The following is a 13,910-nucleotide window of genomic DNA, read 5'->3' as shown; positions in this document are numbered from 1 at the left end:
CTGCTATGAAGTCATTCATGCTGATCCTTTGTGCGCTGCCACTTGCCCCCGCTCTCGCGGATGAAGTCCGCATGGACTGGATGTCCGAAGGTTTTCACAACAAGACCCGCTATCATTCCCCCAGGGCGGCCACGTTCCTGAAGGAAAAACCGGCGCAGATCATCAAGATGCCGGAGGGGCTCGTGAGTCCCCAGTATGCGCTTTTGGAAACCGGGCCGGCAAGCAAGCGCAGGCTGCTGGGACTCATCCTCGACCAGCGCGCTCCAAAAGAGGCTCACCTGTGGATCGATGCGAATGGCGATGGCGACCTGACCAATGACCCTGAGGCGAAATGGGAGCCCCTCGTTCGTAGTTCAGGAGGAAAGGAAAGCATCGCCTGGCATGGAGGGGCCAAAGTGCAGGTCCAATACCCCGGCTCCACCCTGGAAATGGGTCTCTACTTTTATCGCAACGCCACCACCAAGGGGCCGGGATCGCTCTTCTATCGCCGTGACTATGGCCGTACTGGCAAGATCTCCCTCGACGGCAAAGAGCTGTCCGCGTACCTGAGCGATGACTCCACCACGGGCGAGTTCACACCGGAACGTACCAGGCTCGGCATCGACTTGAACGCGGACAAACGATTCGACATGAGATCGGAGAGCTTTCTGCTCAGCAAGCCCCTCCTGCTGGAAGGCGCGGTGTATGAAGTGAAAAATCTCGCCCCGGACGGCTCCCGCTTTGACCTGGTGAAGTCTGACAAGACCGTGGCGCAGATGCAGGAGGGAGAAAAAAAGCAGGCGGCAGCCAGAGTGGCCGAGCAGCGTCAGGCGCAGGGGTCTTTCATCGGCAGGCCGGCACTGAGCTTTGAGGCCAAAACCATCGATGGCAAGGACGTGCGCTTCCCACAGGATTACAAAGGCAAACTGGTGATGCTCGACTTCTGGGCCACCTGGTGTGGTCCCTGCCTGCATGAGCTTCCGGGAGTGATCAAAGTTCACGAGGAGTTTGCCGCGAAAGGCTTCACCGTGCTCGGCATCAGTCTGGACAATGAGGATGCCGTCTCGACCCTCCCTGGCTTTCTGAAAGACAAAGGCATGGTCTGGCCTCAGGTCTGTGATGGCGAAGGCTGGCAGGGTCGCATCGTCAGACAGTATGGCGTGCGCGGCATTCCCTCCTGCTGGCTGATCGACGGCGATACCGGCAACATCGTGGCGACTTCCGTCGATCTGCGCGGAGCGAACCTGCGTGGCACCGTGGAGAAGGCGCTGGCAAATCTGGGCAAGGAGGTCAAGCCAAGCACGACGGGTGAATCGCCGCAAGCTCCCAAAGCCTCCGCCGCAGAAGCGCCGACGAATCCCCTGGTGGCCGTGGTGGAAAAGCTGGCGGCTGATGGCAAGCTGATCTCCGCGAAGACTTTCCTCTCCCAGTTAAAACAGCCCGTGCCCGCCCCGCTGGACCTTGCGCCTCCCGCCACCACGCTGCTGCGCGGACGTGAGATCGCCAAACGCGCGGCGGAGTCTCATCTGCGCGTCGGCTGGGTGTATCAATGCTCCAAATGCGACCGCTGGCACACCAGCATCGCGGGCGGCTACGCCATCGCTCCAGATGTGGTGGTCACGGCTCAGCACGTGGTCGCGCCTCCTGCCAGAATGAAGCCAGGGGCTGGATATCCCGTGGTGGTGCGCGGAGAAAAGGAGGTGCTGAATATCAGCGGCGTGCTCTTCGCGGAGGAAAGCGCGGACACCGCCATTCTGCGCGTCGCCACAAAGGATCTAAAACCGCTGGCCCTGAGCCATGACGTGCAGGTGGGAGACACCGCCTACTGCTTCAGCGATCCCCGGGACATCGTCGGACATTTCAGCTCCGGCATGGTGAACCGCCTCCACTCTCCAGGCACCCCAAGCAAAGCCAGCAGCCCGCTGCTGCAGCGCATTGACGTCAGCGCCGACTGGGCTCCAGGCAGCAGCGGCTCCGCCATCCTGGATGAATATGGAAATGTGACCGGCCATGTGGCCCGCATCCGCCCCCTGTTTGGCGAGCCCCGTCCGGCGGCTCCTTCCGACAAACCCACTCCGACCCAGCCTCCCACGCTCATGACCTTGAACGAAGCCGTGCCAGCCTCGGTGGTGCTGTCGCTGATCGAAAAGAAGCCCGCGCAATGACTTACGCCTCTTCCAGGCGATAGCCGATGCCCGGCTCGTTCACGATGCGCGGACCGCCCTCGCCAAGTTTTTTGCGCAGGTGATTGATGTGCACGCGCAGGCCTTCGCTGGGATCGCTTGTCTGCCCCGCCCACACCTGCTTCATGATCTGGTTTTGCGTGACGATGCGCCCCGCGTGCTCGGCAAGAACCTTGAGCAGGGCAAACTCGGTGGGCGTAAGCTTGACCGGCTCATCGTCGAGCGTCGCCTCGTGGTGCAGCAGGTCCAGCTTCAAGGTGCCCGCGACAATCTCCGCGCTCTGCCGTGTGAAACGGCGGCGCTGAATGACGGCCAGCCGCGCCAGCAGCTCCGCGGTGCCAAAGGGTTTCGTCACATAGTCATCCGCACCATTTTCCAGAGCTTCCACCTTCACAGCCTCCTGGTCCCGTACGCTGAGGATGAGCACCGGCACATCGCTCCACTCGCGCAGACGTTTCAGTACTTCGATGCCGTTCATGCCGGGCAGCCCGAGATCCAGCAGCACCACATCGGGCCGGTGAAACGCGGCCTCCTGCAGCCCGAGCTGGCCTTCGGGCGCTTCGCAGACTTCATAGCCCCGAGCCTCCAGCACCATGCGCAGCAGACGGCGCATCTGCTGTTCGTCATCAATGATGAGGGCCTTGCTCATGTGGCTTCACGGGTTTTTACCGGCAGGTGAAGCACGAATTCCGCCCCGCCTTCCGGATGAGTGCGCGCTTCAATATCACCCTTCATCGCCCGCATCAATCCCCGCGCGATGGCAAGCCCGAGTCCTGTGCCGCCTGCGGGCGAATCGGGCGCGCGGTAGAATTTTTCAAACAGCTGGTCCTCCGATCCCAGCGGCAGCCCGGGGCCATGGTCACGCACCCGGAGCTCCAGCCGTCCATCGGCCAGTGCGGTGTGTATTTCAATGTCCGTGCCCGCAGGCGCATAACGCGACGCATTGTGCAGCACATTGCCAAGCACCTGCGCCACCAGCCGGCTGTCCAGCCGCAGCAGCGGCATGTCATCCGCACCGCTGATGCGCAGCTTGTGTGCGGCCAGTTCATGCTGGATCGGCGTGGTCGCGGCATGCAGCACATCACCGATCTCGCACCAGTCCGGCTGCGGCTCCAGCGCCTCGGACTCCACGCGTGTCATCTCCAAAAAATTCTCCACGATGCGCTGCAGGCGGCGGTTCGCAGTCTCGATTTCCGCCGCATACACATTCCCCTGCCCCAGCCCGTCCAGCGCGGTGCGGATGATGGCGATGGGGGTCTTCAGCTCATGCGCCACGCTGTCCAGCAGCGTGCGGTGCAGGCGCTCGGACTCCGCCAGCAGTTCGGCGCGGTGCTTCAGCTCCAGCAGGTGCTCACGCTCCTCATGCTGCTGCGCCAGCGCCGCCTCGCGCGCGCGCAGCTTGGTAATGAGGTGCCCCATGCTCAGTGCAACGACGAAAAACAGGCTGAACATCACCATGTCCTGCGGCTTGTCGATGTGCAGCGTGAACTGCGGCGGGATGAAGAAGTAGTTCCACACCAGTGCGCTGACCACCGCCATCAGCAGCACGGGCCCGCGGTTCCACCACGTGCCTGCGAGCACGATGGCCATCAGAAAAACCAGTGCAGCAAAGAGATCCCCCGTGTAGGGCAGCAGCACCCAGCAGGCGGAGGCCAGCACAAACACCAGCGTGAGTCCCACGCTGTACTGTCCCACCTCCGCCAAAGAAGCCGGCGGGGAGGCATGGTTCTTGGTGTCTGCCATGCCAGCACCTTGCGCTGCAAAAGGTCCGCCCGCCAGTAAACAGGCGCAGGGAGGGCGTTAAGAAAGTGTAAAAGCAGGGCTCAGGCCTCCTCCAGCCGGTAGCCGATCCCCGGCTCGTTCTTGATCTCCAAGGCGGATCCCTCCAGCTTTTTGCGCAGATGGTTCGCATACACCCGCAGGTAATGGCTCTGCTCCTCCGCCTGCGGCCCCCACACGGCGCGCAGCAGCTGCTTCAATGTGACGACCTTGCCCGCATGCCGCACCAGCTGCGCCAGCAGCGCATACTCCGTGGGCGTGAGCTTGAGCGGCTGGCCGTTGAGCGCTGCCTCATGATGCGCGGGATCAAGCACCAGCGGGCCGCATTGGAGGTTGGCCGCCTCAGCACTCCCCTGGCGGCGCTGAATGGCGCCCAGCCGCGCGATGAGCTCAGCCGTGCTGAAAGGTTTGGAAACGTAGTCGTCAGCTCCTGCATCAAAGGCGGCGAGTTTGACGGCCTCCTGATCGCGCACACTGAGAATGAGCACGGGCACGCTGCTCCATTCGCGCAGGCGTTTCAAAACTTCGACTCCGTCGATGTCAGGCAGGCCGAGATCCAGCAGGATGACATCGGGCTTGAGAAAGACCGCCTCCTGCAGCCCCGTCTGCCCGGCTTCCGCCTCTCGCACCGTGTAGCCTTTTGTCTCCAGCGCCATGCGCAGCAGACGGCGGATTTGGATTTCGTCATCGATGATCAGCGCAGTCATCTGGCAGGCGGGGTGAAGCTGGCCACTCGGTCGATTTCGATCGCAAATTCCGCACCTCCTGCGGGATGATTGCGTGCGGTGATGTCCCCGCCCAGTGCATGAACGAAGCCAAGGGCGATGGCCAGCCCGAGGCCGGTGCCGCCGGGTGGCGAACCGTGCACGCGATAAAACTTTTCAAACACGCGGCGCTCGGTCCCCTCGGGCAGACCGGGGCCGTGATCGCGGATCACCATGCGCAGCTTCTCGTCGCGCAAGGTGGCGCTGATGTCGATCACAGCACCCGCAGGGGTGTAAATGGCCGCATTGTGCAGGATGTTCGCCACCGCCTGGGTCAGCAGCGCGTGGTCGAGCTTCAGCAGTGGGAAATCTCCAGCCACATGCAGCCTCACCTCATGGCTGCTGAGCGGCGCACCCACGGCATGCTCGGCGGCGGAGATGACGTCGCGCACGTCGCACCAGTCGAGGCTGGGCTTCAGCACCTCGGATTCCAGCTGCGTCATCTGCAGCAGGCTGTCCACCACCCGCTGCAGCCGCTGCGTGGCCGTGGTGATTTCGTTGAGATAGGGGCTGCGCTGCCCGCTCATGCCTTCCAGCGCCGCCGTGATGACAGCGATGGGCGTTTTCAGTTCATGGGAGACGCTGTCCAGCAGCGTACGATGCAGCTTCTCCGACTGCGACAGCATTTCCGCATGGCTTACGGCCTGGATGAAGTGTTCTTTTTCCAAAACAAGCGCGATCTGCAGCGCAAAGGCCTCGATCATCTGCCGTGTGGTGAAGTCCAGTCTGGCCGCCTCTTCAAACTGCACGCCCAGCACGCCCATCGTCGCCGTGGCGGTCTGCAGCGGAAACCAGGTCGCGGCAGACTCCGGCAGCGTGTCGGTGTAGCGGCCCGCGCACTGCTTGTTCTCGTAGCTCCATGCCACCACGCCCCATTCTTTCGCCGAAGGTTGGAAGTTGCTGGCCTTGTGCGCTGTCTTTGGCAGGGAGCGGTCCTGCTCGCGCACGATCAGCGCGGTGCTGGCGCTCAGCAGTTCGTTGATCGTGCGCAGGGCCTCCGCCAGCCCCTTCTCCGGCTCCGCCGCCAGCGCCGCGCTCTGCGTCACACGCAGCAGTGCGTCCGTCTGGCGCACACGCCGCCGCTCCGCGACCTCGCGCATGCGCAGCCTCGAAGTCAGGCTGCCCATGCTCAGCGCCACGATGAAGAACATGCCAAACATGATCCAGTCCTCCAGCTTGCTGATGTGGAAGGTGAAGATGGGAGGAATAAAAATAAAATTCCAGCACAGGGCGCTCAGCGTGGCCATCGTCAGCACCGGTCCGCGGCTGAAGCGCAGCGCGGCAAGCACGATGGCAAGCAGAAACACCAGCGCGACAAACATGTAACCGGTGATGGAAACCAGGCCCCAGCACACGCTCGCAATGGCAAAGATGGTGACGACGGCCCAGCTGTATTCGCCAATGACCGACTCGGGCATGGCGTCCTGCAGCGGCGCCAGATTCCGCGCCTTGTCAGCGGCGGCCAGGGGCCGGACCACACACACATCAATGTCACCGCTGCCGGCGATGAGGCTGTCCGCCAGCGACTTGCACCACAGGCTTGTCTTCTCCGGCTTGCCGACCACGATTTGCGACACATTCCGCTCACGGGCCACCTGCAGCAGCGCTTCGGAGATGTTCTCCCCGGTCACGGAGACGACCTCCCCGCCCAGTTTCCGCGCCAGTCCTAGCGCACGCGTGAGGCGGTCCTGCTCGACGGATGACAAAACTCGCGAACCCTCCACCCACGCGACGATCCACGGGCAGTTCAGCCGGGTGGCTGCGCGGCGGGTCCAGCGGATGAGACTTTCCGCATAAGGACTCGGGCCCACGCCCACCATGAGGCGTGCATTGGTTTTCCATGGACTGCTCACGCGCTTCACGCGGCGGATGTCTTCCAGATCCCGGTCCACATGCTCCGCGGTGAAACGCAGCGCCAGCTCGCGCAGCGCAGTGAGATTTCCTTCCTTGAAGAAGTTGCTCACGGCATGTTTCGCTCGCTCGCCCAGATAGACTTTCCCATCCGCCATGCGCTCCAGCAGCTTTTCCACGCTGAGATCGATGAGCTGAATCTCATGCGCGACGTCGAGAATCGAATCCGGCACGGTCTCCGTGATCACCACACCGCTGATCTGCCGCACAATGTCCACCTGGCTCTCGATGTGCTGGACATTGAGCGTGGTGTAAACGTCGATACCGGAGTCGATCAGCTCCAGCACATCCTGGTAGCGCTTGGCATGGCGGGAGCCCGGCACGTTGGTGTGCGCCAGCTCGTCCACCAGCACCAGCTCGGGCCGCTGCTGCAAAACGGCATCGATGTCGAACTCCTCCAGCATGAAGCCGCGATGCTCGACTTTCTTGCGCGGCAAGACCCGCAGCCCCTCCAGCAGCGAGGCGGTCTCATGCCGCCCATGCGTCTCCACAATGCCCGCCAGCACCACCACGCCTTCCTTCACACGCTGCTGGGCCGCCTGCAGCATGGCGTAGGTTTTGCCCACGCCCGGGCACATGCCCAGAAAGATGAACAGCCTGCCCTGCTTTACCCGGGCCTCGTCACGCTGCATTTCCGCGAGCAGCGCATCAGGGTCAGGTCTGTAGTCGTCTTTCATGGCCTGCGGCGGTTACTTCACGGCATCCAGGCTGAGATTCAACTTCAATACATTCACGCCTGCCTCCCCAAAGATGCCAAGATCAGGCCGGGCGGTGCTCGCGGCCACGAGCTCCTTCACCTTCTCGACGCTGAGATTGCGCGCCTTTGCCACCCGCGAAGCCTGCAGCTCCGCATTTTTGACGCTGATGTGCGGGTCCAGGCCGCTGCCTGAGGCCGTGACCGCATCGGCCGGCACCTCGGCATTGGCAGCGAGACCGTTGGCGGCCCGATAGGCGGCAGCCCGCTCCTTCACGGCGTCATTCAGCTTCTGCGAGGTCGGGCCGAGATTGCTGCCTCCTGAGCTGGTGGCGTCATACCCGGCGCCAGCAGCACTGGGGCGCGGTTGGAAATACTGCGCCGCCGTAAAATTCTGCCCCAGCAGGGCGGAGCCGCGCACGACCCCGTCCTTGTCCGTGATGAGGCTGCCGGCGGCTTTGTCTTGAAACGCCACCTTCGAAAGGCCGGTGACAACGAGGGGATAGACACCGCAGGTGATCACGGCGAGCACCAGCGTGGCGGAGATGGCGGGACGAAGTTCAGAGACGAGAGCTTTCATGGGACTAAGCGAGGTGAAGGGTGGCAACGATGACATCGATGGCCTTGATGCCGATGAAGGGAACAATGACTCCGCCCAGGCCGTAAATGAGCAGGTTGCGCTGCAGCACGGCCGCGGCGCCCATGGGGCGATAGGGCACACCTTTCAGCGCCAGCGGGATGAGGGCAATGATGATCAGGGCATTGAAGACGACCGCGCTCAGGATGGCGCTCTGCGGGCTGGAAAGGCCCATGACGTTCAGCGGGCTGATCGCCGGAAACGTGGCCATGAGCATCGCTGGAATGATGGCGAAGTATTTGGCAATGTCGTTCGCGATGCTGAAGGTGGTCAGCGAGCCGCGCGTCATGAGCAGCTGCTTGCCGATCTCAACGATCTCGATGAGCTTCGTCGGATTGCTGTCCAGATCCACCATGTTGCCGGCTTCGCGCGCGGCCTGCGTGCCGGTGTTCATGGCCACTCCCACGTCCGCCTGGGCCAGCGCAGGCGCATCATTGGTGCCGTCTCCGGTCATGGCCACCAGATGCCCTGCGGCCTGCTCGGCGCGGATGCGCTTAAGCTTGTCCTCGGGCGTGGCCTGCGCCATGAAATCGTCCACGCCTGCCTCCGCCGCAATGGCGGCGGCGGTCATGGGATTGTCCCCGGTGATCATCACCGTGCGAATCCCCATTTTGCGCAGCTGCGCAAAGCGCTCCTTGATGCCGCCTTTCACCACGTCTTTGAGCTCCACCACCCCAAGAACCCTGCCGCCCTCGGAAACCACCAGCGGCGTGCGTCCGGCGCGTGACGCTGCCTCCACGATCTTCGCAACTTCCGTCGGATAGATGCCGCCCAGTCCTTCGATGTGCGTTTTGATGGAATCCGCCGCGCCTTTGCGAATGCTGCGGTGGTCCAGGTCCACGCCGCTCATGCGCGTCTGCGCCGTGAAGGGAATGAAGGTGGCATGCGGTGCGGCGAGTTCGCGTCCACGAATGTTAAATTTTTCCTTCGCCAGCACCACGATGCTGCGGCCTTCCGGCGTTTCATCCGCCAGGGAAGCAAGCTGCGCGGCATCGGCAAGCTCCTGCTCCGTGATGCCAGGCGCAGGGCGGAAATCAGACGCCATCCGGTTGCCGATGGTGATGGTGCCCGTCTTGTCCAGCAGCAGCACATCGATGTCTCCCGCAGCCTCCACCGCACGACCCGATGTGGCCATGACATTGCGGCGGATGAGGCGGTCAATGCCGCTGATGCCAATGGCGCTCAGCAGGCCGCCGATGGTGGTGGGGATCAGGCACACCAGCAGCGCGATCAGCACCGGCGTGGAAAACTCCACCGCCGAGTAGATGCCAAACGGACGCAGCGTGATGCACACGAGCAGGAAAATGAGCGTCATGGCGGAGAGCAGGATCGTGAGCGCAATCTCGTTGGGCGTTTTCTGGCGCTTTGCTCCTTCCACCATTGAGATCATGCGGTCGATGAAGGTGTTCCCTTTCTCCGAGGTGATGCGGATGACAATGCGGTCGCTGATGACCCGCGTACCACCCGTTACGGCGCTGCGGTCGCCGCCGCTTTCGCGAATGACGGGTGCGGACTCGCCGGTGATGGCGGCCTCGTCCACACTGGCAATGCCTTCGATCACTTCCCCGTCGGCGGGAATGACATCGCCTGTCTCGCAGACGACGAGGTCGCCCTTTTCCAAGGCAGGGGCTGGCACCTGAATTTCTGCGCCGTTCTTCAGCTTGCGGGCGATGGTGTCCTTGCGCGCCGCGCGCAGGCTCGCCGCCTGCGCCTTGCCGCGGCCTTCCGCCACGGCCTCGGCGTAGTTGGCAAACAGCACGGTGAACCACAGCCAGATGCACAGCTGGATGATGAAGCCATGGTCAGCCTTGCTGGTGAAGACGCTCACGGTGGTGAGCACCGCCCCCACCAGGGTGACGAACATGACGGGATTCTTCACCATCAGCCGCGGGTCCAGCTTCTGCAGCGCCCCGCCGGCTGCGGGCACAAGGATGGAAGCTTCAAAGAGAGATGTGGGTTTGTGTGACATGGACGTGGTGGTGAAAGTTTAGAAAAGTCTGCCCTGCCCGGTGAGGAAATGCTCGACGATGGGGCCGAGTGCGAGCGCAGGCAGGAAATTGAGCGCACCGATGAGAAGCACGGTGCCGATCAGCAGCACGGTAAACGTTGCGCCATTGACCGGGAATGTGCCAGCGCTCGGCGGCACGGCCTGCTTGCCCGCCAGCGATCCCGCAATGGCCATGATGGGCACGATCATGAGGAAGCGGCCGATGAGCATGGCCAGTCCGAGTGTGGTGTTATACCAGGGTGTATTGGCAGTGAGACCCGCAAAGGCGCTGCCGTTGTTGCCCGTGGCGGAGCTGTAGGCATAGAGCATCTCGCTGAAGCCGTGGGGGCCGGCATTGTTCAGGCCCGCCAAACCCCAGGCGCTCACACTGGCCCAGGCCGTGAATCCCAAAATGCTGAGCGTTAGGATCAGGAGCGTCAGCATGGCCAGCTTCACCTCCTTCGCCTGGATCTTCTTGCCCAGATACTCCGGCGTGCGACCCACCATAAGCCCGGCGATGAAAACCGCGAGAATGACAAAGACGAGCATGCCGTACAATCCGGCGCCCACACCGCCAATCACGACCTCTCCCAGCTCGATCATGAACAGCGGCACCAGACCGCCGATGGCGGTGAACGAGTCATGCATGGAGTTCACCGCACCGCAGGAGGCGGAGGTGGTGATGGTGGCGAAGAGAGCGGAATTAAAAACACCAAAGCGCACCTCTTTCCCCTCCATGTTACCATCTGCAGCAGCCACTCCGAGCTGATGATGGATCGGATTTCCCGCCGCCTCAAAATGGGCGCATGCAAGCACCCCGCCGACAAAGAGGACCATCATGGCGGCCCACACCGCCCAGCCGTGCCCTTGGTTCCTGACCATGCGGCCGAGGTAGTAGGTCAGGCCGCTGCCGATGGCAAAGATCGACAGCATCTGCACAAAGTTGGAAAGCGGCGTCGGGTTTTCGAAAGGATGCGCAGCATTCGCATTCATGAAGCCACCGCCATTGGTGCCCAGCATCTTGATGGCCACCTGCGAGGCCACCGGCCCCTGCGCGATCACCTGCTCAGCGCCTTCCAGCGTTTTCGCCTTGGTGTAGGCGTCAAAGTTTTGGATCATGCCCTGTGAGACCAGGAAGATGGCAAACACCACGCAAAGCGGCAGCAGGAGGTAATACGTGACGCGCACCAGATCGGCCCAGAAGCTTCCCAGCGTCTTCACCGAACTGCGGGAAATGCCACGCACCAGCGCGGCGGCGATGCCAATGCCCACCGCTGCCGAGGTGAAGTTGTGGAAGGTCAGCCCCACCATCTGGGAGAAGTAGGACAAGGTGGCCTCGCCGCCATAGCTCTGCCAGTTGGTGTTGGTGGTGAAGCTGACGGCCGTGTTAAAGGCCAGGTGATGACTCAGCGCAGGAAAGCCCTGCGGATTGAGCGGCAGCACGTCCTGCAGGCGCAGAATCACATAGGTGAAGACGACTCCCACAAGGCTGAAGGCCAGCATGGCAAAGGTATACTGCAGCCAGGTCTGCTCGCGCTTCGGGTCCACGCCCAGCAGCTTGTAGCTGAGTTTTTCCAGAGGCTTGAGCACTGGATCCAGCCAGGTGCGTCCGTCGGCGTCCAGCACCTGCACGAGGTAGAGGCCTAGCGGCTTGGTGATGAGGGCCAGGAGGCCGATGAAGAGGGCAAATTGCAGCCAGTCGGTGGAGTGCATGATGACAGCAGCGGGTTAGAATTTTTCCGGACGAAGCATCGCCAGCGTCAGGTAGGCGAGCAGGGCGAGGGCGATGAGCCCGACGAGAATGGTTTCCATGGTGGGCGGAGGGCTAGAGGGTTTCGCAGCCGCGTGCGTAGAGCCCGCAGAGCACAAAGAAAGCCGCGGTGATGCCGAGGTAGACGAGATCGTTCATGGCGTGATGGATGTTGTTCCATCACCAAGATGTCCGCTCCCCGCATCCTGCCCAGTTAAAGGCAGGACTTGATGCGTCAAAAAAGCGTTAAATCTCCACCTGCTGCCCCAGTTCGATCACCCGGCCCACGGGAATTTGGAAATACGTGGCAGGCTGCTGCGCCAGCTTGCTGGCAAAGGCAAAGAGGTGCTCCCGCCATCTCACCATGCCAGGTTTCGGGCTGGGAACGATGATCTCGCGCCCGAGGAAGAAAGTGGCTTTCTCCGCCGTGACTTCGAGGTCTTGGCTGGAACACTGGCGCAGAAGCTTCGGAACGTTCGGTTTCTGCATGAAGCCAAAGCGCCCCGTTACGCGCCAGAAGCCGTCGGACAGTTTTTCGACCTCCACGCGGCGGACTGGCGGCACCCAGGGCTCGTCCTCGGTGATCAGCGTCATGAAAATGACCCTCTCATGGATGGCGCGGTAATGCTTCAGGCTGTGAAGCAGGGCGATGGGCGTGCGCCCCCGGGTGCTGGACATGAAGATGGCGGTGCCAGGCACGGTGACGGGCGGACTGCGCCGCAGGCTCTCGCACAGGGTTTCCTGGCTGAGGGCGCTTTTTTCCATGGAGGCGCGCACCAGCCGGCGGCCCGTGGCCCAGGTGGTCATGAGCGTGAAGATGACTGCGCCGACGGCGAGCGGGAACCAGCCGCCATCGAAGAATTTTACCAGGTTGGCGCTGAGGAAGGCGATTTCGATCATGCCAAACAGCAGGCACAGCGGCAGGGTCTTGAGCACGGACCACTGCCACAGATGGCGCGCGGCAAAGTAGAACAGGAAGGTGGTGATGAGCATGGTCATCGTCACGGCCACGCCATAGGCCGCGGCCAGATTCGTCGAATTGCGGAAGGCCAGCACCAGCGTGAGGCAGGCCACCATGAGGAGCCAGTTCACGAGCGGAATGTAGATCTGGCCCTGGGCATGCTCGGAGGTATGACGAATGCTGAGGCGCGGCAGGTAGCCCAGCTGCACGGCGCTGAGCGTGAGGGAATAGGTGCCGGTGATCAGCGCCTGCGAGGCGATGACCGTGGCAGCCGTGGCCAGCAGCACCATCGGCAGCGTGGCCCAGCCCGGCGCCATCTGGAAGAAAGGCGCATGTGCCAGTTCCGGCTTCTGCATGAGCATGGCGCCCTGGCCGAGGTAATTCAGCGCAAGCGCCGGCAAAACGAGGATGAACCACGCACGACGGATGGGTCCGGCGCCGAAATGGCCCATGTCTGCATAGAGCGCCTCCCCACCGGTGACGGCCAGAAACACGCTGCCAAGAATGACAAAGGACTTATGGCCTCCATTGATCAAAAAGTGCCAGCCGTGCAGCGGATTAAAGGCCGCGAGGATCTCCGGGTTTTGCACCAGATGCCACGCCCCCAGCGCCGCGAGTGAAATGAACCACAGCCCGGTGATGGGGCCGAAAAAGCGGCCCATCTTTGCGGTGCCCAGGAACTGCACTGCGAAGAGCGCCACCAGAATCACCATGGTGATGCCCATGATGAGCCACTCCCGCTGCTGATCCCACAAAAGCGCGGCATCCGCATCCACAGGCGGCATGCCGAGGAGGCCGCCGTCTTTGAGGCCTTCGATGGCGCTAAGTACGGAAATGGCAGGGGTGATGATGCCATCCCCAAAGAGCAGGGACGCGCCAAACAGACCCAGCAGCACGATCACGGCGCGGCGTTTCAATGTCTCCGACATGCCATGAGATGCCAGCGCCATGAGGGAGAGCACGCCGCCCTCCCCCTTGTTGTCCGCGCGAAGCACAAAGACGAGGTATTTGATGCAGACGAGCACGATCAGCGCCCACAGCACCAGTGAGATCACACCAAGCAGGTTTTCGTGCGTGGCAGCCACATGGTGCGGGCTGTGCGGACTGAAGCATTCTTTGAGGGTGTAGATCGGGCTGGTGCCGATGTCACCAAAGACCACCCCCAGCGCCGCAATGACGAGGGTGGTGGTGGAAAGCTTGTGAAGGCCGGGCTTGTCTGTCGTGTCGCTCATGACGCCGGCATGTTCTCCGGGTTGTGCCCCGCC

General features: G+C 62.5%; 10 protein-coding genes. 1 reads left to right on the top strand and 9 read right to left on the bottom strand.

Annotated features, from left to right (window positions below; genetic code table 11):
• The first annotated feature begins 17 nt into the window (after positions 1-17).
• Positions 18-2,144: a redoxin domain-containing protein gene (locus tag ACILSO_RS21880; RefSeq protein WP_395739591.1), complete on the top strand. Its 2,127-nt coding sequence runs from the start codon at positions 18-20 to the stop codon at positions 2,142-2,144.
• Position 2,145: 1 nt separating this feature from the next.
• Here ACILSO_RS21880 and ACILSO_RS21875 read toward each other — a convergent pair whose 3' ends face one another.
• From ACILSO_RS21875 to ACILSO_RS21835, 9 genes are all read right to left on the bottom strand, one after another.
• On the bottom strand, positions 2,146-2,811 hold the full coding sequence (locus tag ACILSO_RS21875) for a response regulator transcription factor (RefSeq protein WP_395739590.1): 666 nt from the start codon (positions 2,809-2,811) through the stop codon (positions 2,146-2,148).
• On the bottom strand, positions 2,808-3,905 hold the full coding sequence (locus tag ACILSO_RS21870) for an ATP-binding protein (protein WP_395739589.1): 1,098 nt from the start codon (positions 3,903-3,905) through the stop codon (positions 2,808-2,810). Before ACILSO_RS21870 ends, ACILSO_RS21875 begins: the two co-directional genes overlap by 4 nt.
• A gap of 80 nt (positions 3,906-3,985) precedes the next feature.
• The gene (locus ACILSO_RS21865) at positions 3,986-4,648 is read right to left on the bottom strand and encodes a response regulator (RefSeq protein WP_395739588.1); all 663 of its coding nucleotides are present in this window, start codon (positions 4,646-4,648) and stop codon (positions 3,986-3,988) included.
• The gene (locus tag ACILSO_RS21860; RefSeq protein ID WP_395739587.1) at positions 4,645-7,293 is read right to left on the bottom strand and encodes a DUF4118 domain-containing protein; all 2,649 of its coding nucleotides are present in this window, start codon (positions 7,291-7,293) and stop codon (positions 4,645-4,647) included. Before ACILSO_RS21860 ends, ACILSO_RS21865 begins: the two co-directional genes overlap by 4 nt.
• A 12-nt stretch (positions 7,294-7,305) precedes the next feature.
• Entirely contained in the window at positions 7,306-7,890 is a 585-nt protein-coding gene (kdpC, locus tag ACILSO_RS21855) for a K(+)-transporting ATPase subunit C (protein ID WP_395739586.1), read from the bottom strand.
• Positions 7,891-7,894: 4 nt separating this feature from the next.
• Positions 7,895-9,916, bottom strand: coding sequence for a potassium-transporting ATPase subunit KdpB (gene kdpB / locus ACILSO_RS21850; protein ID WP_395739585.1), 2,022 nt, complete (start codon positions 9,914-9,916; stop codon positions 7,895-7,897).
• Positions 9,917-9,934: 18 nt separating this feature from the next.
• Positions 9,935-11,647 carry a potassium-transporting ATPase subunit KdpA gene (kdpA, locus tag ACILSO_RS21845; protein ID WP_395739584.1) on the bottom strand — a complete coding sequence of 571 codons (1,713 nt, stop codon included), beginning with the start codon at positions 11,645-11,647 and terminating at the stop codon, positions 9,935-9,937.
• Positions 11,648-11,662: 15 nt separating this feature from the next.
• Entirely contained in the window at positions 11,663-11,746 is an 84-nt protein-coding gene (gene kdpF, locus ACILSO_RS21840; RefSeq protein WP_395739670.1) for a K(+)-transporting ATPase subunit F, read from the bottom strand.
• Between the two features lie 184 nt (positions 11,747-11,930).
• Complete coding sequence (locus ACILSO_RS21835; protein ID WP_395739583.1) at positions 11,931-13,877, bottom strand: potassium transporter Kup; 1,947 nt, start codon at positions 13,875-13,877, stop codon at positions 11,931-11,933.
• Positions 13,878-13,910: the final 33 nt, after the last annotated feature.

Source organism: Prosthecobacter sp., assembly GCF_044226605.1.
GTDB lineage: Bacteria > Verrucomicrobiota > Verrucomicrobiia > Verrucomicrobiales > Verrucomicrobiaceae > Prosthecobacter.
This window is presented reverse-complemented; position numbering and strand designations above follow the sequence as displayed.